Origin of the sequence: Pseudomonas multiresinivorans (assembly GCF_012971725.1) — a bacterium.
Classification (GTDB): Bacteria; Pseudomonadota; Gammaproteobacteria; order Pseudomonadales; family Pseudomonadaceae; genus Pseudomonas; species Pseudomonas multiresinivorans.
This window is the reverse complement of record NZ_CP048833.1, coordinates 5,725,961-5,747,343: the sequence shown is the minus strand read 5'-3', so window position 1 is coordinate 5,747,343 and position 21,383 is coordinate 5,725,961. Positions and strand designations below refer to the sequence as shown.

General features: G+C 65.5%; 6 protein-coding genes. 3 read left to right on the top strand and 3 right to left on the bottom strand.

What is annotated here, in order from left to right:
* Positions 1-26 precede the first annotated feature (26 nt).
* Positions 27-14,252 carry a retention module-containing protein gene (locus G4G71_RS26230; RefSeq protein ID WP_169941407.1) on the bottom strand — a complete coding sequence of 4,742 codons (14,226 nt, stop codon included), beginning with the start codon at positions 14,250-14,252 and terminating at the stop codon, positions 27-29.
* 338 nt (positions 14,253-14,590) lie between these two features.
* On the opposite strand from G4G71_RS26230, the gene G4G71_RS26225 reads away from it, so the two are divergent.
* The 3 genes from G4G71_RS26225 to G4G71_RS26215 are packed head-to-tail and all read left to right on the top strand — an operon-like array spanning position 14,591 to position 19,478.
* Positions 14,591-15,940 carry a TolC family outer membrane protein gene (locus G4G71_RS26225; protein WP_169941405.1) on the top strand — a complete coding sequence of 450 codons (1,350 nt, stop codon included), beginning with the start codon at positions 14,591-14,593 and terminating at the stop codon, positions 15,938-15,940.
* 21 nt (positions 15,941-15,961) lie between these two features.
* The gene (locus G4G71_RS26220; RefSeq protein ID WP_169941403.1) at positions 15,962-18,118 is read left to right on the top strand and encodes a type I secretion system permease/ATPase; all 2,157 of its coding nucleotides are present in this window, start codon (positions 15,962-15,964) and stop codon (positions 18,116-18,118) included.
* On the top strand, positions 18,108-19,478 hold the full coding sequence (locus G4G71_RS26215) for an HlyD family type I secretion periplasmic adaptor subunit (RefSeq protein WP_045209749.1): 1,371 nt from the start codon (positions 18,108-18,110) through the stop codon (positions 19,476-19,478). The genes G4G71_RS26220 and G4G71_RS26215 overlap by 11 nt, the downstream gene beginning before the upstream one ends.
* Positions 19,479-19,654: 176 nt before the next feature.
* Here the strand turns inward: G4G71_RS26215 and G4G71_RS26210 are convergent, their stop codons facing one another.
* Positions 19,655-20,296 (bottom strand): NAD(P)-dependent oxidoreductase, encoded by a 642-nt coding sequence (locus G4G71_RS26210; RefSeq protein ID WP_169941401.1) that lies wholly within the window; start codon positions 20,294-20,296, stop codon positions 19,655-19,657.
* 123 nt (positions 20,297-20,419) lie between these two features.
* Complete coding sequence (gene mmsB, locus G4G71_RS26205) at positions 20,420-21,304, bottom strand: 3-hydroxyisobutyrate dehydrogenase (protein ID WP_169941399.1); 885 nt, start codon at positions 21,302-21,304, stop codon at positions 20,420-20,422.
* Positions 21,305-21,383 lie beyond the last annotated feature (79 nt).

The following is a 21,383-nucleotide window of genomic DNA, read 5'->3' as shown; positions in this document are numbered from 1 at the left end:
TTTGGCAGCCTTGCGGCAACCGCGGATCAGTGATGCTCAGTCTTGACCACCGGGTCGGAACCCGCCACCAGCTTGTTGACGATCTCGGTGGAGGTCGAGCCGTAGGCGGAGAGGTCGACGCCGCTCAGCTTGATGGTGACGTCCGCGGCACCGCCATTGTTGATCTGCCCGGTGGTGCTCACCTGCAGGGTCGAGGTCGTGGTGTCCACCTTCAGGTAGCTGAGGATGTCGTTGTGCGCGGTCTCCGGCAGCAGGTCGCTGATATCGATGCGGTCGCCTTCACCGGCCTTGAAGTCGGTGATGGTGTCGTTGCCGATATCGCCGGCTCGCCAGATGAAGGTGTCGGCACCCGCACCGCCGGTGAGGATGTCGTTGCCCTTGCCGCCGGTGAGCTGGTCGTCGCCGGTGCCGCCGATGAGGATGTCGTTGCCATTCTCGCCGAACAGGAAGTCGTTGCCGCCCTGTCCGTAGAGGATGTCGTTGCCATCGCCACCGTAGAGGTTGTCGCTGCCGCCACGGGTATCGCCATCGACGTTGAACAGCGTGTGGTTGTTCTTGATGTAGTCGTACATCTCGTCGCTGGTGGCGGCGTGGCCGTTCTTCAGTTCGAGGAACGCCGACAGCGCACTGACGCCGGAGCCCGCCGGCATGTCGGCCGGTTTCGCCGGGTTGCCGTTGACGCCCCAGGGCAGGTTGTCGGTGTTGATGGTGTCCCCGAAGATGATGTCGTCGCCGGCGCCACCGTGGATGGTGTCGTTGCCCGACGGCGCCAGCTCGGTGCTGGTGGAACCACCATGCAGCGCAGCGGTGAGGTCGCCGGCCTGCTTGACGATGTCCACCTGCCCGGTGGTGGCCTGGGTGGTGGTGATCTGCTTGAGGTTGTCGAGCGTGACGGTGGCGGTACCGGCAGTGGTGTTGTCGGTCAGCACGTAGTCGATGCGATAGGTGCCTTCGCCGACAGCCTTGTCGGTGCTGTAGGTGGTGTTGCTCGACGACGAGGTCAGCGTGTGCGTTTCCACTGTCGACCAGGCGCCGTTGACGAACTGCTTCAGCGTCCAGGTGAAGGTGTCGCCGCTGCGCATGCTTTCGGCGAAGTCGAAGCTGAAGGTCGAGGTGCTGTTCTTGCCGACGGTCAGGTCCGAGGTGACGGCGGTGGTGGAGCCGCTGGCACTGGTGTCGGTCATGGACAGCTTGTTGCCGGAGATGCCGACCGAGCCGGTGGGGCTCTTGGTCAGCGTCCAGCCCGGCAGGGCGCTGTTGTTGTCGAAGGTGAACAGCGTGGAGTTGGTGGTGTAGGACACCGTGCCAACACCGGTGACGTTGGTGTTGTCGAAGTACTTGAGCGTGCTCTCGTTGACATTGGTGCCGATGCCGATGGCACGGACTTCGCTGAGCTCCGAGAGGCTGGCGAAGGCCTGCGTGGTGTTCTGCATCAGCGTGCCGCTGCCGCTGGACTCGGTCGGGTCACCGTCGGTAAGGAACAGGGTGACGTTCTCGTAGCCGTTCTTCTGGGTATTGAACCAGCTGACCGCCTGGCCGAACGCTTCCTGGTAGTCGGTGCCGCCGGTGGCCTGCAGCCCCTGGGACTGGGATTGGCCGATGGCGTTGAGCAACTGATTGATGTTGGCATCGGACAGGTCGCTGATGCTGACCTTCAGGCTGGCGCTGCTCTGGAAGCCGATCAGCGAGATGTTGATGATCCCGTCATGGCCCTTGAGCTCGTTGGCCAGGTTGATCAGCGCGTCCTTGACCAGCTTCATCCGCGAGTCGGCGTAAGCTGCACCGGACTGGCCGGCGAGGTTGTAGGCCATGCTGCCGGAGGTGTCGACCACCAGGGCGATGTTGTAGTTGGTGCCGCCCTGAGTGAGCGTCTTGATGCCGCCGACGTCGCCGAGAATCACGTCGTCGCCCGAGCCACCGGTCAGGGTGTTGTCGCCGTTGGGCGTGGTGCTCGGAATCTGCACCTGGCCAACGTGGATGTCGAAGCCATAGGTGCCCGAGGTGTCGACGCCACCGTTGGCCACGCCGCCGCTGTCCTGCACCGCGAACTCGAAGTGCGCGTTGCTGCCCGAGCTGTCCGGTACGTAGGTCAGCTTGCCGGCGGCAATGTCACTGGCGCTGACTGCCTTGCCGGCGCTGATGGCCTGGCCGTTGAGCAGCAGGCTGCCGGTAGTCGGCAGGGCCTTGATAAGGATGTTCTGCAGACTGTGGTTCTGGCCGTTGGCGGAATCCACGGTATCGCTGAAGGCGAAGTCCTTGAGGGCGAAGGTGTAGGTCTTGCCGGCGTAGACGCTGGCGGAACCGTCCGCCGACAGTGGCGCATCGTTCACCGGGGTGACGTTGAAGGTCAGGGTGCTGGAGGAGCTGGAGAAGCCGTCGTGGCTGTCCTGTACCGAGAACTTCAGGGTCGCGTAGGCGCTGCCCGCGGCGTTGGCCACCGGGGTGTAGACCAGGCTGGCGAGCAGGCTGACGGCGATCACCTGGCCGGCGGTCACCGACTGGCCGTTGAGGGTCAGGCTGCCGGCGGTGGGCAGGTTGTCGATGCGGATCGCCTTGAGCGCATCGCCGGCATCCTTGTCGCTGAAGCCGAAGTCGCTGGCGCTGAAGCTGCGCTTGCCGTCCTCGTTGAGGGTCAGGGTGCTGTCGGTGGCGGTGGGCAGGTCGTTGCTGCCGGTCACGGTGATGGTCACGGTGGCCGGAGCGCTGACCGCGCCCTGGGCGTCCTTCGCGGTGTAGGTGAAGGCCACCTGGCGAGATTCACCGACGTTCAGCGAATCGAAGTCGGTGCCCGGATTGAATACATAGCTGCCGTTGGCGTTGAAGGTGAGGGTGCCGTTGCCGGCGCCCACTCCTTGTACCAGGGCATAACCATTGAGGTTGATCGCACTGTCGATGTCGGTGGCAGTCGGTACCTGGCCGTTGAGTGTGTTGTTCTCGCCGGTGGTCTGCAGGTCGTTCTTGGCTTCCGGTGCATCGTTCACCGCGTTGACGCCCACTGTGACGGTCGCGGTGCTGGTGCCGCCGTGGCCGTCGCTGATGGTGTAGGTGAAGCTGCCGGCGCCGTTGAAGTCCTTGGTCGGGGTGAAGACGACGTTGCCGCCTTCGAGCTTCACGCTGCCGTTCACTGCACCTTGAACGCTGACGATGGAGAGACTGTCACCGTCCACATCGCTGTCGTTGCCCAGCAGCGTCTGCGGGGCGATGGTCAGCGGGGTGTCTTCATTGGTCACCAGTTCGCTCACGGCGTGAGTCAGTGCGCTGCCGCCGACGGTGCTGTAGGTGCCGCCCTGCGGGCGCATTTCCACCTGCAGCTGAGCCTGGCCACCCTGATCCCAGTAGACGATCTCGATGCTGTGATTGCCGCTCTGGGCGATGGTGAACACCGCCGATTCGCGGCCGGTCGGGCTCTGGATGGCGTCGTACTTGAACACTTCCACGCCGTCGATCTTGATGCTGAAGCCATCGTCGGCGTTGACGCGTAGCTGGTAGCTGCCGGCGTTGAGGTTGATCGCGCCGGTCAGCTGGATGATCGCGTCGGAGGTGTTCGCCGGGTCGGTGTTCAGCGAGCCCGCGTCGTTACCCAGGAACTTCTGCAGGTTGCCGTCGCCGCCCAGGTCGCCGCCGCTGAGGTTGTAGTTCAGCGTGGTGGACGTGAAGTTGGCGCTGGCGGCGTGACCGTTCATGAAGGTGGTCACCTGGCTCAGGGTGGTCAGGTTGGCGCCGTCCGGGCCGTCGTTGTAGCCCCAGTAGCTGCCCTTCAGACCGCTGAGGGTGAAGTTGTCGTTCACGGCCACCGGTGCATCGTTCACCGGGGTGACGTTGAAGGTGATCTTGTTCGGCGTGGTATCGAACGCGCCGTTGCTGTCCTTCACCGAGAAGGTGAAGTTGGCGTAGTTGTCGCCATTGGCGTTGGCCGCCGGGGTGAAGACCAGCTTGCCGAGGTCGGCCGCGTTGATCACCTGGCCCGCGCTCACGGCGCTGCCGTTGAACTTCAGCGTGCCATTGGTGGGCAGGCTGTCGATGCGCACGGCACTGAGGGCGTCGTTGTGGTCGACATCGCGGAAGCCGAAGTCGCCGGCAGCGAAGACGCGACTGCCATCCTCGTCGAGAACGATGGTCTTGTCGGTGCCTTCGGGGGCGTCGTTCGCACCGTTGACGGTAATGGTCACGGTAGCCGGAGCGCTGACCGCACCCTCGGCGTCCTTCGCCGTGTAGGTGAAGGTCACCTGGCGGCTCTCGCCCGGAGCGAGCGAGTCGAAGTCGGTACCGGGGTTGAACACGTAGCTGCCGTTGGCGTTGAAGGTCAGGCTGCCGTTGCCGCTGCCTACCCCTTGTACCAGCGCGTAGCCATTGGGGTTGACCGAGCTGTCGATATCGGTCGCCACCGGCACCTGGCTGCTGAGGGTGGTGTTCTCGCCGGTGGACTTGGTGTCGTTCCTGGCTTCGGGGGCATCGTTGACCGGGGTGACGTTGACGCTTACCACGGAGTTCACCGTGCCGCCTTTGCCGTCGCTGACCACCACGGTGAAGCTGTCGGAACCGTTGTAGTCCTTGCTCGGGGTGTAGGTATAGTCACCGGTGGCCGCGTTGAGCGTGACGCTGCCGTGGGTCGGCGCGCTGCCGGCCTTGATGGTGTAGGTCAGCGTATCGCCATCGACATCGCTGGCGACGATCTTGCCGGTCAGCGGAGTGTCTTCGGCGGTGCTCTGGTTCTGGTTGGCACTGGTCGGCGCGTCGTTCACCGGATACACGGTGACGTTCAAGTCGGCGGTGCGGGTAGCTGCGTCACCGTTGCTGGACTCGGTCGCCGTGGCGCTGACTTCCAGCTTGATGGTGCCGTTGAAGTCGGCCGGCGGAGTCAGGGTCAGGGTGTCGAGGTTCCAGCCCTTGAGGTCGACGCTGCTGTGGGTAACGTCGGCGGTGAAGCTGTTCTTGCCGTCGCTCAGGGTGGCGCCAACCGGGATCTTGCCGATGCTGATCGACAGGGTCTCGGAGCCGTCGGTATCGACCAGCGAAGCCTTGATCTTCGACAGGCTGATCGCGCTGTCTTCGTTGCCTTCGTTGAGGCCGAACACCTTGTAGTGGCTCTGGCCGCTGCTGCCGGTCAGGTCGGTCAGGCGCTCGCCGCCCGCGGTCAGCTCACTGGTGTCGTGGTAGACCTGCGCGCTGCCGGTGCCCAGCACCTGCGCGGCGCTGCCATTGTCGGAGATGCTCAGGGTGTAGTTGCCCGGGCCGCTCTGGTTGTGCTGGTAGAGCGCGATGGGATAGTAGCCGCTCTCGGTCGGGGTGAAGGTGCCGCTGAATTTGCCGCTGCTGCCGCCCCAGGTGGCCTCGGCGACGGTGCTGCCGCCGATCACCAGGCGCACGCTGTCATCGCCCACGCCGGTGAAGGTGTAGGTATGGCCGGCTTCGAGGAAGATCAGGCCGCTGACCTTGGTGGCGGTGCCGGCGGTGACGTCGGTGTTGCGCACACTGTCGGTGGAGCCGTGGGTGGTCGGGGTGCCGGCTGCATCGATCTTCGCCTGCAGGTCGGCCGGCGATGCGCCGTTGCCGCCATTGCCCAGGGCCAGGCCGGTCCAGGTGTCCACGGTCAGGCCGGTGGCTTTCGGGTGGCTGCTGCTGCCGTCCAGGCTCAGGTTCGGCTTGTCCGCCACGGCCTCGATGCTCACCGCCACGGTGGAGGTGGACGTGCCGCCTTTGCCATCGCTGATGGTGTAGGTGATGGTGTCGGAGCCGCTGAAGTTCTCCTTCGGCGTGTAGCTCAGGCTACCGTCCTGGTTGATCACCACGGTGCCGTTGCCGGCGCTGGCGCCGGTGACGATCAGGGCGTCGTGTTCGGCATCGGTGTCGTTGCCCAGCACGTCGATGCGGATCGCGGTGTCTTCGTTGGTGTGCGCGGTGTCCGGCACGGCAACCGGGTTGTCGTTGGTACCGGTGACGGTGATGGTGATGGTCTGCGGATCGCTCAGCGCGCCGTTGTTGTCCTTCGCCTGGTAGGTGAAGGTGACGTTCTCGCTCTGGCCGGCGGCCAGGTGGTCGAAGGCTGTACCTGGGGTGAAGGTGTAGCTGCCATCGGTGTTGAAGGTCAGCGAACCTTTGCCCTGTGCCACGTCGGTGGCCAGCTGATAACCCGCGATGGTGCCGTCGACGTCGGTGGCAACCGGAACCTGGCCGTGGAGAACGGTGTTCTCTTCGGTGGTCTGGGTGTCGGCGTAGGCGACCGGCTTGTCGTTGGTGCCGGTGACGGTGATGGTGATGGTCTGCGGGTCGCTCAGCGCGCCGTTGTTGTCCTTCGCCTGGTAGGTGAAGGTGACGTTCTCGCTGGCGCCTGCGGCCAGGTGGTCGAAGGCGGTACCCGGATTGAAGCTGTAGCTGCCGTTGGCATTGAAGGTCAGCGTGCCTTTGCCTTGCGCCACGTCGGTGGCCAGCTGGTAGCTCGCGATGGTGCCGTCGATGTCGGTCGCAGCCGGTACATGGCCGTTCAGCACGGCGTTTTCGTCGGTGGTGACGGTATCGCCGAAGGCCACCGGTTTGTCGTTGGTACCGACAATGTTCACGGTCACCGTGGCGCTGGTGCCATCGGCGGCCTTGACGGTGAAGGTGTCGGTCAGGGTCTGGCCCTGCTTCAGCTCGTTGTAGGCGCTGCTGGCGACGTAGGTCCAGTTGCCGTCGGTACCGAGATTGAAGGTGCCGTACTTGCCGGCGACGTTGCTCTGTGCCTGGAAGCTGGCCGGGCCGTCGACGTCGGTGATGTTCAGCTTGCCACCGGTGCTGATCGGCGCGTCGGTTTCATTCACGTCGCGCGAGCTGACACCGCTGATGACGGCGGCGTCGTTGCTGCCGGTAACGGTGATGGTGATGGTCTGCGGACCGCTCACGGCACCGTTGTTGTCCTTCGCCTGGTAGGTGAAGGTGACGTTCTCGCTCTGGCCGGCGGCCAGGTGGTCGAAGGCGGTGCCCGGGTTGAAGGTGTAGCTGCCGTCCTCGTTGAAGGCCAGGGTGCCCTTGCCCTGAGCGAGATTATTGACCACCTCGTAGCGGACGACGGTGCCGTCGACATCGGTGGCGACCGGGACCTGGCCGTGGAGAACGGTGTTCTCTTCGGTGGTCTGGGTATCGGCGTAGGCCACCGGCTTGTCGTTGGTGCCGTTGATGGTCACGGTCACGCTGGTGCTGGTGCCGTCGGCAGCCTTCACGGTGAAGGTGTCGGTGAGTTGATCGCCGACTTTCAGTTCGTTGAAGGCCGAGTTGGCGACGTAGGTCCAGGTGCCGTCGGTGCCGAGGTTGAAGGTGCCGTGCAGGCCGGCGACGTTGCTCTGCGCCTGGAAGCTGGCCGGGCCGTCGACGTCGGTGACATCGAGTTTGCCGCCGAGGGTGACCGGAGCGTCGGTTTCGTTGGCGCTGCCGCTGGTCTGGCCGGTGATCACCGCCGCATCATTGGTGCCGGTGACGGTAATAGTGATGGTCTGCGGGTCGCTCAGCGCGCCGTTGTTGTCCTTCGCCTGGTAGGTGAAGGTGACGTTCTCGCTCTGGCCGGCGGCCAGGTGGTCGAAGTCACTGCCCGGATTGAAGGTGTAGCTGCCATCGGTGTTGAAGGTCAGCGAGCCTTTGCCCTGTGCCACGTCGGTGGCCAGTTGATAACCCGCGATGGTGCCATCGACATCGGTGGCGACCGGAACCTGACCATCGAGAACGGTGTTCTCCTCGGTGGTCTGGGCATCGGCGAAGGCCACCGGCTTGTCGTTGGTACCGGTGACGGTGATGGTGATGGTCTGCGGGTCGCTCAGGGCGCCGTTGTTGTCCTTCGCCTGGTAGGTGAAGGTGACGTTCTCGCTGGCGCCAGCGGCCAGGTGGTCGAAGGCGGTACCCGGATTGAAGGTGTAGCTGCCGTTGGCATTGAAGGTCAGCGTGCCTTTGCCTTGCGCCACGTCGGTGGCCAGCTGGTAGCTGACGACGGTGCCGTCGACATCGGTGGCGGCCGGAACCTGACCGTTGAGCACGGTGTTCTCTTCGGTGCTGGCGACGTCGGCCGAGGCGACCGGGGCATCGTTGGTACCGTTGATGGTCACGGTCACGGTGCTGCTGGTGCCGTCGGCGGCCTTCACGGTGAAGGTGTCGGTGAGCTTGTCGCCGACACCCAGCTCGTTGTAGGCGCTGTTGGCGGTATAGGTCCAACTGCCATCGGTGCCGAGGTTGAAGGTGCCGTGCAGGCCGGCGACGTTGCTCTGTGCCTGGAAGCTGGCCGGGCCGTCGACGTCGGTGACATCGAGCTTGCCGCCGAGGGTGACCGGGGCGTCGGTTTCGTTGGCGCTGCCGCTGGTCTGGCCGGTGATCACCGCCGCGTCATTGCTGCCGGTGACGGTAATGGTGATGGTCTGCGGGTCGCTCAGCGCGCCGTTGTTGTCCTTCGCCTGGTAGGTGAAGGTGACGTTCTCGCTCTGGCCAGCGGCCAGGTGGTCGAAGTCGCTGCCCGGATTGAAGGTGTAGCTGCCATCGCTGTTGAAGGTCAGCGAACCTTTGCCCTGTGCCACGTCGGTGGCCAGTTGATAACCCGCGATGGTGCCATCGACATCGGTGGCGACCGGAACCTGACCATCGAGAACGGTGTTCTCCTCGGTGGTCTGGGCATCGGCGAAGGCCACCGGCTTGTCGTTGGTGCCGGTCACGGTAATGGTGATGGTCTGCGGGTCGCTCAGCGCGCCGTTGTTGTCCTTCGCCTGGTAGGTGAAGGTGACGTTCTCGCTGGCGCCTGCGGCCAGGTGGTCGAAGGCGGTACCCGGATTGAAGGTGTAGCTGCCGTTGGCATTGAAGGTCAGCGTACCTTTGCCTTGTGCCACGTCGGTGGCCAGCTGGTAGCTGGCGACAGTGCCGTCGACATCGGTGGCGGCCGGAACCTGGCCATTGAGCACGGTGTTCTCTTCGGTGCTGGCGACGTCGGCCGAGGCGATCGGGGCATCATTGGTGCCGTTGATGGTGACGGTCACGGTGCTGCTGGTGCCGTCGGCGGCCTTCACGGTGAAGGTGTCGGTGAGCTTGTCACCGACACCCAGCTCGTTGTAGGCGCTGTTGGCGGTATAGGTCCAGGTGCCGTCGGTGCCGAGGTTGAAGGTGCCGTGCTGGCCGGCAACGTTGCTCTGCGCCTGGAAGCTGGCCGCGCCGTCGACGTCGGTGACAGTCAGTTGGCCGCCGGTGGTGATCGGTGCATCGGTCTCATTGACGCTCACGCTGGCCACGCCGCCGATGACGGCCGGGTCGTTGGTCCCGGTGACGGTAATGGTCAGGGTCTGGGTATCGGTCGCACCGTGCTCGTCGGTGACGATGTACTTGACCACGATGTCCTTGGTCTCGCCTTCGGCGAGGGACTGGTAGGCCGGGTTCTTGCCATCGAAGGTCCAGCTGCCGTCGGTCTTCAGGGTGAAGCCGGCCGGCGGGTTGCCGGAGACGCTGAAGCTCAGCTTGGCGCCATCGTCCACGTCGGTGGCGGTGAGCTGGCCCTTGCTGACCTGGTCTTCCACTGCCGCAGCGGTGGCGGCATCAGCGCGCGGAGCATCGTTGGTGCCGGTGACGGTGATCACCAGGGAACTCTGGGTGCTCGCGCCATGCTCATCGGTGACGGTGTAGGGCACGTTGATGATCTGTACCGCACCGGCTTTCAGGTGCTGGTAGGCGGCATCGCTGGCGTCGAAGCTCCACTTGCCGTCGCTGCCCAGGGTCAGGCCCGCCGGGGCGGCCTGGTTCAGGCTGAAGGTCAGCTGGGCGCCGTTGTCGACGTCGATGGCCTTGAGCTCGCCGCTGATCTGCGCGTCTTCGCGGACGAAGGTCAGCGAGGGCAGGGCGATCGGCGTGTCGTTGGTGCCGGTGACGGTCAGGGTCAGGGTGTTGGTGCTGGTGGCGCCGTGTTCGTCGGTGACGGTGTAGTCGATCGACAGGACCTTGGTCTCGCCGGCGGCGAGGCTCTGGTAGGCCGGGTTCAGGCCGTTGAAGGCCCAGGTGCCGTCCTTGAGCAGGGTGAAGCCGGCCGGTGCCTTGTCGTTGAGGCTGAAGCTGAGCTTGGCGCCGTCGTCCACGTCGGTGGCGACCAGTTTGCCGAAACTGAGCTTGTCTTCAGTGCCCGCTGCGCTGGCAGCCTGGGCCACCGGCGCATCGTTGGTGCCGGTGATGGTGAAGGTCAGGCTGCTGGAGCTGGTGGCGCCGTGCTCATCGGTGACGGTGAACGGCACCTGGATGGTCTGGGTGGCACCGGCTTTCAGGTGCTGGTATTCGCTGACGCTGGCATCGAAGGACCACTTGCCGTCGGCGTCGACGCTGAAGCCGGCCGGGGCAGTCTTGTCGAGGGTGTAGGTGAGCTTGGCGCCATCGTCGGCGTCGGTGGCGGCGAGCTGGCCACTGATCTGCGCATCTTCCTTCACGGCGCCGCTGGTGGCGCTGGCGACCGGTGCATCGTTGCTGCCGGTGACGGTGATGGTGATGGTTTGCGGGTCGCTCAGCGCGCCATTGTTGTCCTTCGCCTGGTAGGTGAAGGTGACGTCGCGGGACTGGCCATCGGCGAGGCTGTCGAAGTCCTTGCCAGGGTTGAAGCTGTAGCTGCCATCCGGGTTGAAGGTCAGGCTGCCGTTGTGGCTGCCGACGTCGGTGGTCAGTTGGTAGCTGGCGATGGTGCCGTCTACGTCGCTGGCGGCCGGAACCTGGCCGTTGAGAACGGTGTTCTCTTCGGTGGTGGCGGTATCGGCGTAGGCGACAGGCGCGTCGTTGGTCCCGGTGACGGTAATGGTCAGGGTCTGGGTATCGGTCGCACCGTGCTCGTCGGTGACGATGTACTTGACCACGATGTCCTTGGTCTCGCCTTCGGCGAGGGACTGGTAGGCCGGGTTCTTGCCATCGAAGGTCCAGCTGCCGTCGGTCTTCAGGGTGAAGCCGGCCGGCGGGTTGCCGGAGACGCTGAAGCTCAGCTTGGCGCCATCGTCCACGTCGGTGGCGGTGAGCTGGCCCTTGCTGACCTGGTCTTCCACTGCCGCAGCGGTGGCGGCATCAGCGCGCGGAGCATCGTTGGTGCCGGTGACGGTGATCACCAGGGAACTCTGGGTGCTCGCGCCATGCTCGTCGGTGACGGTGTAGGGCACGTTGATGACCTGCACCGCACCGGCTTTCAGGTGCTGGTAGGCGGCATCGCTGGCGTCGAAGCTCCACTTGCCGTCGCTGCCCAGGGTCAGGCCCGCCGGGGCGGCCTGGTTCAGGCTGAAGGTCAGCTGGGCGCCGTTGTCGACGTCGATGGCCTTGAGCTCGCCGCTGATCTGCGCGTCTTCGCGGACGAAGGTCAGCGAGGGCAGGGCGATCGGCGTGTCGTTGGTGCCGGTGACGGTGAGCGTCAGGGTGTTGGTGCTGGTGGCGCCGTGTTCGTCGGTGACGGTGTAGTCGATCGACAGGACCTTGGTCTCGCCGGCGGCGAGGCTCTGGTAGGCCGGGTTCAGGCCGTTGAAGGCCCAGGTGCCGTCCTTGAGCAGGGTGAAGCCGGCCGGCGCCTTGTCGTTGAGGCTGAAGCTGAGCTTGGCGCCGTCGTCCACGTCGGTGGCGACCAGTTTGCCGAAGCTGAGCTTGTCTTCAGTGCCCGCTGCGCTGGCAGCCTGGGCCACCGGCGCATCGTTGGTGCCGGTGATGGTGATGGTCAGGCTGCTGGAGCTGGTGGCGCCGTGCTCATCGGTGACGGTGAACGGCACCTGGATGGTCTGGGTGGCACCGGCTTTCAGGTGCTGGTATTCGCTGACGCTGGCATCGAAGGACCACTTGCCGTCGGCGTCGACGCTGAAGCCGGCCGGTGCGGTCTTGTCGAGGGTGTAGGTGAGCTTGGCGCCATCGTCGGCGTCGGTGGCGGCGAGCTGGCCGCTGATCTGCGCGTCTTCCTTCACGGCGCCGCTGGTGGCGCTGGCCACCGGTGCATCGTTGGTGCCGTTGATGGTGACAGTCACGGTGGTGCTGGTGCCGTCGGCGGCCTTCACGGTGAAGCTGTCGGTGAGCTTGTCACCGACACCCAGCTCGTTGTAGGCGCTGTTGGCGGTGTAGGTCCAGGTGCCGTCGGTGCCGAGGTTGAAGGTGCCGTGCAGGCCGGCGACGTTGTTCTGGGCCTGGAATGTGGCCGGGCTGTCGACGTCGGTGACATCGAGCTTGCCGCCGAGGGTCAGCGGGGCGTCGGTTTCATCGGCGCTGCCGCTGGTCTGCCCGGTGATCACCGCCGCGTCGTTGGTGCCGGTGACGGTAATGGTGATGGTCTGCGGGTCGCTCAGCGCGCCGTTGTTGTCCTTCGCCTGGTAGGTGAAGGTCACGTCGCGGGTCTCGCCCTCGGCGAGGCTGTCGAAGTCCTTGCCGGGGTTGAAGCTGTAGCTGCCGTCCGGATTGAAGCTCAGGCTGCCGTTGCCCTGGCCGACGCCAGTGGTCAGCTGGTAGCCGCTGACGCTGCCGTCCACGTCGCTGGCGGCCGGAACCTGGCCGTTGAGAACGGTGTTCTCCTCGGTGGTGGCGGTGCCCGGCTGGGCGACCGGCGCGTCGTTGGTGCCGGTGACTGTGATGGTGATGGTCTGCGGGTCGCTCAGCGCGCCGTTGTTGTCTTTCGCCTGGTAGGTGAAGGTGACGTCACGGGTCTCGCCCTGGGCGAGGCTGTCGAAGTCCTTGCCGGGATTGAAGCTGTAGCTGCCGTCCGGATTGAAGCTCAGGCTGCCGTTGCCCTGGCCGACGCCAGTGGCCAGCTGGTAGCCGGTGACGCTGCCGTCCACGTCGCTGGCAGCCGGAACCTGGCCGTTGAGCACGGTGTTCTCTTCGGTGGTGGCAGCGCCCGGCAGGGCGACCGGCGCGTCGTTGGTGCCGGTCAGGGTCACGGTAAGCGTGGCGGTGCTGGTGGCGCCGTGCTCGTCGGTGACGGTGTAGGGCACCTGCACCACCTGGGTCTCGCCCTCGGCCAGGTGCTGGTAGGCCGGGTTCTTGCCATCGAAGGTCCAGCTGCCGTCCGGCTTCAGGGTGAAGCCCGCCGGCGGGTTGCCGTTGGTGGTGAAGGTGAGGGTGCTGCCGGTGTCTCGGTCGGTGGCGACCAGTTGGCCGCCGGTCACGCTGTCCTCGGTGACGCTGGCCTGGCCATCCTGGGCGACCGGCGTGTCGTTGGCGCCCTGCACGTTGATGGTGATGACGCGGGTGTCGGTAGCGCCGGACGGGTCGGTCACGGTGACGGTGAAGCTTTCGCTCGGGTTCTGCCCCAGGGGCAGGGCGTTCACCGCATTGGCGTCGACCACATAGGTGTAGCTGCCGTCGGCGTTGACGGTGAGTTCACCGTAGGCGCCCTTGGCGCTGCCGCTCCAGGTCAGGTTGGTGTCGTCGACGTCGGTGGCGGTCAGTTGACCCTTGATGTCGGCGAAGCTGTCATTGGCGGCGGTGTCGGTGACGGTGCTGGTATAGGTGCCAGTAGCCACCGGAGCGTCGTTCACCGGGGTGATGCCGACGTTCACCACCAGGGTGCTGGTAGCGCCACGGGCGTCGGTGACGATCACGGTGAAACTGTCGGCGCCGTTGTAGTCGCCGTTCGGGTTGTACTGCCAGGTGCCGTTGGGATTGAGCACCAGCAGGCCATTGCCCGGGGCCTGGCCGACGCTGTAGCTGATGGTGTCGCCATTCGGATCGCGGGCGGCAAAGGTGCCCGTGAGCAGGGTGTCCTCGGCGGTGGTGAGGTTCAGCACGCCGTTGCTGCCTTCGCTGAACTCGGGCGCGAGGTTGGGCGGCAGGTCGCCCTGGCGCTCGTCGCCGGAGGAGCCACCGTTGTCCAGGCCGGCGGTGGTGTAGCCGATGTTCGGGTCGACGTGCCCGGCAGTGGCATCGAGCATCACGAAGCTGTGACCGCCGCCGACGCCGCCATTGCCACCTGCCGACGGAGCGGCACTGGGGCCCGCCGCGGTGGGGGCAAGGGCCTGGGTCGGGTCGAGGCCGGCGGCGATGGCCTTCTGCAGGTCCTCGGTGCTTGGAGCGTTGGCCGGCTGCGCGGCTGCGTGGTGCGTCTCGGCCTGCGGCAGGTCGGCGCTGCTCCACTGGCTGTCGCGGCCCAGGTCCACCAGCTTGCCCTTGCCGACGTCGAGCGTCACCGCTCCTGCGGCGCCGGTGAGCAGCTGTTCGCCCTGGTAGATGCGGTCACCTTCGACCAGGACGCGCTGGACGCCCTCGGGGGATACCGCAATCACTTGGCCGATGATGCTTTTCACGACGGCGACGACGCTGCTCATGCACTTCTCCTGGTGAGGCTTGCCTGGTTGCCGACCGGGCCGCATGGAGGTCGGCGCCAGGGGCATTCCCTTGTCTGTAAGAGCAAAAAGTTTGGCGTCAAAAACATGGCTTATAGCGGATGGAAATTACGTATATGCCAATGTATTGACCATTCGATTGCCATCCTAAACAATTGGCAAATCGATGTCACTTTGATATCGGATGCTCGCGTAAAAAAATTTAGCGTGAAATACATCACGCTTTTCGATGCTTCCTTGCAGCGCATTCGCCGGTCTTTTGACGCTATTTGCGGCAATCGAATCGCTGCGGCTATCCCATTGATAAGGATGTTTTCCTCATGCGTATGCGATTCGCTGCTGTAGTGCCCTTCGCCCTTTCATTTGTCCTGCCCGCCCACGCCGACTCGCTCAATCAGGCCATGCAGAAGGCCCTGGAGTACCACCCGGAAATCCAGGCCGGGGTGAACTCCCGCCTCGCCGCGGACAAGCAGCTGCGTGCGGCGAAGGGTGGCTACCTGCCGTCCGTCGACCTGACCGCCGGTTACGGTCGTGAAGGCTCCGACAACACCACCACCCGTGGCCAAGGCGACCACTGGGAAACCCTGAACCGGGGCGAATCCAACCTTGCCCTGCGCCAGATGGTGTTCGATGGCTTCGCCACCTCCAGCGAAGTCGGCCGCCAGCAGGCCAACGTGAACTCCCGCGCCTACGCATTGCTGGGAACTTCCGAGCGCACCGCGCTGGACGTCGCCCAGGTCTACACCGATGTGCTGCGCCGTCAGGAAATGGTTCGTCTGGCCGAGGAAAACCTGAAGAACCACCAGCGCGTCTACGACCAGATCAGCCTGCGCAGCGCCCGCGGCGTTGGCCGCCTCGCCGACCAGGACCAGGCCGAGGCGCGCCTGGCCCAGGCACAGAACAACCTGATGACCGAGAAGACCAACCTGGCCGACGCCCGCACCAACTACTACAGCGTGGTGGGCAGCGACCCGGTGGACCTGAGCGACCCGACCGGTCTTGCCGGCCAACTGCCGGAAGATCTGCAGGCCGCCCGTCGCCAGCTGGTGGAGAACAGCCCGATCCTGCGCTCCGCGGAATCCGACGTGGCCGCCGCCGAGAAGCAGTACGACGCGGCGAAATCGACCTTCTATCCGAGATTCGATGCAGAACTTTCCCGCGGTGCCGATAACAACCTCGACGGAGAAGAAGGCCACAACAACGAATGGCAGGCCATGCTGCGCATGCGCTACAACCTGTTCGCCGGTGGCAGCAACAAGGCCGAGCTGGAAGCCAAGTCGTACGAGGCGAACCAGGCCCTGGATATCCGCAACAACGCCCTGCGTCAGTTGAACGAGGAACTTGGATTGTCCTGGAACGCCCTTGGCAACGCCCGCGACCAGCTGCCGATCGCCCGCCAGTACGTGGACTACAGCACCCGCGTGCGCGAGGCGTACCAGAAGCAGTTCACCATCGGCGAGCGCACCCTGCTCGATCTGCTGGACAGCGAGAACGAACTGTTCAACGCTTCGCGCCGTCTGGTCGACCTGAAGTACACCGAGCTGTTCACCCAGTACCGCATCAAGGCGACCCTGGGCGAACTGCTCAAGAGCCAGGGCGTGGTAGCACCGATGGCTGCGGTGGCTTCCGAAGACATCAAGCCGCGAGTCCAGCTGCCCGGCCTCAACTAACCTGCCCGAGAGAGCATCCGCGTGGATCAAGAAGTCAGCGCAGTACCCCTAAGCCACGATCCGCGCGGTCTGCTCGACGACCCGCTGCTGGACAGCCTGCTGACGCTCTGTCAGCTGCACCAGAAGCCGGCCAGCCGAGCCATGCTCACCAGCGGCCTGCCGCTGCCCGGGCAGCGCCTGTCCGCCGAGCTGCTGCCCCGTGCGGCAGCTCGCGCCGGCCTGCAGGGGCGCCTGCTGCAGCGCAAGCTGGAGCAGATTCCCGCGCTGGCCATGCCGGCGATGCTGCTGCTGCGCGAAGGGCGCTGCGCGGTGCTGCTGGGTTGGGAAAGCAATGGAGATGCGCGCCTGCTGCTGTCGGAAAGCGACGGCGGTGAAGTGCGCGTCACCCGCGAACTGCTGAGCGAGGACTACGCCGGCCAGGCGTTCTTCGCCCAGCCGCAGCACAAGTTCGACCTGCAGCACGGCGAGCTGATCCCGCGCGCCAAGAGCTGGTTCCGCGACACCCTGAAGCGTTCGCGTTGGCTCTACGTCGACGCCGTCGCTGCGAGCCTGCTGATCAACCTGATCGCCCTGGCCGCTCCACTGTTCGTCATGAACGTCTACGACCGCGTGGTGCCCAACCAGGCCGCCGCCACCCTCTGGGTGCTGGCCATCGGCATCAGCGGCGCCTACCTGTTCGACCTGCTGCTCAAGACCATGCGCGGCCTGTGCCTGGACCTGGCCGGCAAGAAGACCGACCTGATCATCTCGGCGACGCTGTTCGAGCGCATCGTCGGCATGAGCATGAAGTACCGCCCGGCGCGGGTCGGCTCGTTCGCCCAGAACATCCACGAATTCCAGACGCTGCGCGACTTCCTCAACTCGCTCACGCTGACCACCTTGATCGACATGCCCTTCACCCTGCTGATCCTGCTGGTGATCGGCATCATCGGCGGGCCGCTGGTGTTCGTCCCGCTGGTTGCCTTCCCGCTGGCCGCGGGCCTGGGCTGGCTGCTGCAGAAGCCACTGGTGGAGACCATGAACCGCACCATGGCGCTGGCCGCCGAACGCCAGTCGAGCCTGATCGAGACACTCGCCAGCCTCGACGCGGTGAAGGTCAACAACGCCGAGAGCGAGCGCCAGTACCTGTGGGAGCAGACCATCGGCACCCTCAGCCGCCTGGAACTGCGGGTCAAGCTGCTGTCGACCCTGGCGATGAACATCACCGTGCTGATCCAGGCGCTGGCCGGGGTCGTCATGATCATCGGCGGCGTCTACCTGATCATCGCCGGCGACCTCTCCATGGGCGGCCTGATCGCCTGCTACATGCTCAACGGCCGCGCCCTCGGCCCGCTGACCCAGCTCTCCGGGCTGATCCAGCGCTACCAGCAGGCGCGCCTGTCCATGGCCACCACCAACCAGATGATGGAGCTGCCGCAGGAGCGCAATGCCGACGAACGTCCGCTGACCCGCTCGCAGCTGCGTGGCGGCATCGAGATGCGCGGCCTGGACTTCGCTTATCCGAACCAGCAGGTCGCGGCGCTGCACGGCATCAACCTGCAGATTCGCGCCGGCGAGAAGGTCGGCATCATCGGCCGCAGCGGCTCGGGCAAGAGCTCCCTGGCCAAGCTGATCGTCGGCCTGCACCAGCCCGAAAACGGCAACCTGCTGGTGGACGGCGCCGACGTGCGCCAACTGGACATCAGCGAGCTGCGCCACAACATCGGCTACGTGCCGCAGGACATCAGCCTGTTCAGCGGCACCCTGCGCGACAACCTGGTCAGCGGCGCGCGCTACATCGATGACGAACGCGTGCTGGAAGTGGCCGAGCTGACCGGCGTGAACGAGTTTGTCCGCCTGCATCCGCAGGGCTACGAGCTGCAGGTCGGCGAGCGTGGCCACAACCTCTCCGGCGGCCAGCGGCAGAACGTCGCCCTGGCCCGCGCGCTGCTGCTCGACCCGCCGATCCTGCTGCTGGACGAACCCACCAGCGCCATGGACAACGCCGGCGAGGAGCGCCTGAAACAGCGCCTGCAATCGATCATGGGCGAGAAGACACTGCTGCTGGTCACCCACCGCGCCTCCATGCTCAGCCTGGTGGACCGCCTGGTGATCATCGACAAGGGCCGCATCATCGCCGACGGTCCGAAGGACGTGGTCATGGATGCACTGAAGAAGGGGCAGATCAGTGTCGCTTAATCCTCTGGGCAGTATCCGCCACTCTGTCCGTGGCTATTTCAAGGGCGGCGACAACCTCTCCGGCCAGCCGCTTCCGGAAGTCAGCAAGGCGCTGATCGAGGACGCGCCGCGCGTGGTGCGCTTGACCATCTGGATCCTGATCGGCTTCGTCGCCTTCCTGCTGCTCTGGGCACACTTCGCGCAGATCGACGAAGTCACCCGCGGCGAGGGCAAGGCGATTCCTTCGTCCAAGGTGCAGAAGATCCAGAACCTGGAAGGCGGCATCGTCTCGCAGATATTCGTCCACGAAGGGCAGGTGGTGCAGGCCGGCGAGCAGCTGATGCGCCTGGACCCGACGCGCTTCCAGTCCAACGTCGGCGAGACCGAGGCCGACCGCCTGGCGATGTTCCTGCGCGTTGAGCGCCTGTCTGCCGAGGTGGAAGAGCGAGCGCTGAACATTCCCGACGATGTGCGCGCCAAGGTGCCCGGCCAGGCCAGCAGTGAAGAGGCGCTGTTCCACAGCCGCCAGCAGCAGCTCAAGGATGAAACCGACGGCCTGCAGCAACAACTGGTGCAGAAGCAGCAGGAACTGCGCGAGTTCGTCTCCAAGCAGGCGCAGTACCGCAACAGCCTGAACCTGCTGCGCCAGGAGATTTCCATGTCCGAGCCGCTGGTGGCCCAGGGCGCGATGTCCCAGGTAGAGCTGCTGCGTCTCAAGCGCGGTGAAGTGGAAAACCGTGGCCAGCTCGATGCCACCACCCTGGCGATCCCACGGGCCGAGGCAGCGGTGAAGGAAGTGGAGCGCAAGGTCGCCGAGACCCGCTCGCGCTTCCGCAGCGATGCGCTGAAGGAACTCAACGAAGCCCGCACCGAACTGAGCAAGGCCACGGCCACCGGCAAGGCGCTGGAAGACCGCGTCAGCCGCACCCTGGTCACCTCGCCAGTGCGCGGCATCGTCAAGCAGCTGCTGGTGAACACCATCGGCGGTGTGATCCAGCCGGGCAGCGACCTGATCGAGATCGTCCCGCTGGACGACACCCTGCTGGTGGAAGCGCGCATCCGTCCGCAGGACATCGCCTTCCTGCGCCCCGGCCAGCACGCCATGGTCAAGTTCACCGCCTACGACTACACCATCTACGGCGGCCTGCAGGCGGACCTGGAGCAGATCGGCGCCGACACCGTCACCGACGATGACGGCAACAGCTTCTACCTGATCAAGCTGCGCACCCGCAAAAGCCACCTGGGCAGCGACGACAAACCGCTGCTGATCATCCCCGGCATGATCGCCACCGTGGACATCATGACGGGCAAGAAGAGCATCCTCAGCTACCTGCTCAAGCCCATCCTGCGGGCCAAGGCGGAAGCGCTGCGCGAGCGCTGATCGATTGCTGCGGCAATGGTGAAGCGGGCTTCCTGCTGGGCCGGACCAGCTCCGGTGTTGCCCGTTGCGTAGGAGCGGACTCTGTCCGCGATGGATTCCGTCGCGATGCGGACCGATCGCGGACGGAGTCCGCTCCTACCCAGAAGGCCCTGAGCCGGCGTTACTGGCAGCGATGCTCAATAAGCCGCGGTAAACCGCTGCTGATGATGATTGGCCTGCTCGGCCTCGTCGATCATCGCCACCGCCAGGTCCGGCAGGGAAATGCGGCTCTCGCCGTTGCCATCGAACAGCACCTGGTCGCCGCCGATGCGGAAGCTGCCGGTGCGGGTTTCGCCGTCGAGCAGCATCGCCGGGCTGAGGAAAGCCCAGTCGAGTTCCTTCTCGGCGCGCAACTGGTCCAGCGCGTCGGCGGCGCCCAGTGCACCCTGTTTCCATTGCTCGGGGAATTCCGGGCTGTCCACCAGGCGCTGGCCGGGGGCGATCTCCAGGCTGCCGGCGCCGCCGAGCACCAGCAGGCGCTTCACGCCGGACGCCTTCACGCCGTCAAGAATGGCGCGGCTGCCCTTGGCGTGGGCGCCACGGATATCCGGGTTGCCCCAGCCGGCATTGAATGCGCTGACCACGACGTCCTGCCCGGCCACGGCGCGGGCGACCTGGGCCGGGTCGTAGACGTCGGCCTGGACCACCTTGAGGTTGTCGCGCGCCGGCAGCTTCGCCGGGTCGCGCACCAGCGCGGTCACGCTATGGCCGCGGCGCAGGGCTTCTTCGAGGAAGTAGTGGCCAACGTGGCCGGTCGCGCCGATCAGGGCAATGTTCATGGAATCACCTTTGTGGGAGAAATCGCCGCGCGCTGGCGGCAGGTGATTCATCTTCGACCCGGCGCGCTCGTGGATAAAGCCACCCTCACGCCATGCACTCGTAAGCGCGGCTTCACAATAAGGTCAGTTATCGAAGAGTTTCTGCACCACCGAGAAGTCCTGCTCGCCATGGCCCTGTTTCATCAGCAGGCGATACAGCGCCAGTGCCAGGCTGCCCATGGGCGTGCTGTTGCCGCTGACCTGCGCCGTTTCCAGCGCCAGGCCCAGGTCCTTGGTCATCAGCGACGTCATGAAGCCACCGGTGTAGCCGCGTGAGGCGGGGGCATTCTCCATGACGCCGGGCCAGGGGTTGTACACCTCCAACGCCCAGTTGCCGCCGGAGCTGCGGCGCATGATTTCCGACAACACGGCAGGGTCCAGCCCATTGGCGGCGCCGAGGGCGAGGGATTCGGCGGTGCCGATCATCAGCACGGCGAGCAACTGGTTGTTGCACACCTTGGCGACCTGCCCGGCGCCGTCGCCGCCGGCGTGGAAGATGTTCCGGCCCATGGCGGAGAACACCGGGCGGGCGCGTTCGAGTACTTCGGCGTCACCACCGACCATGAAGGTCAGGGTGCCGGCGATGGCGCCGCCGGTGCCGCCGGAGACCGGTGCATCGAGCATGGGAATACCGCGCTCGGCCGCAGCCTGGTGGACCTTGCGCGCCGAGGCGGGGGCGATGGTGGAGCACTCCAGTACCAGGGTGCCGGGGGCGATGTGCGCCAGCAGGCCCTCGTTGCCGAGGTAGAGCCCCTCGACGTGCCCGCTGGCCGGCAGCATGGTGGCCACCACGTCGGCGTCGTCTACCGCGTCATGGGCGCTGCGAGCGGCGCTGGCACCCTGGACGACCAGGCCGTCGATGGCGCTCTGCACCAGGTCGAACACGCGCAGCAGGTAGCCGGCCTTGATCAGGTTGGCGGCCATGGGGGCGCCCATGTGGCCGAGGCCGATGAAGGCGATGGTTTGCATGCTGGTTTCCTCCTGTTCAACGACAGGCACTCCAGCGCTTTTGCTCTTTGTAGGAGCGAGCTTGCTCGCGAACGAGCCC

What these genes read in the sequence shown, in the direction of transcription:
- G4G71_RS26230 (WP_169941407.1), bottom strand. Translation starts at nt 14,252, where the DNA reads ATGAGCAGCGTCGTCGCCGTCGTGAAAAGCATCATCGGCCAAGTGATT.
- G4G71_RS26225 (WP_169941405.1), top strand. Translation starts at nt 14,591, where the DNA reads ATGCGTATGCGATTCGCTGCTGTAGTGCCCTTCGCCCTTTCATTTGTC.
- G4G71_RS26210 (WP_169941401.1), bottom strand. Translation starts at nt 20,296, where the DNA reads ATGAACATTGCCCTGATCGGCGCGACCGGCCACGTTGGCCACTACTTC.
- mmsB (WP_169941399.1), bottom strand. Translation starts at nt 21,304, where the DNA reads ATGCAAACCATCGCCTTCATCGGCCTCGGCCACATGGGCGCCCCCATG.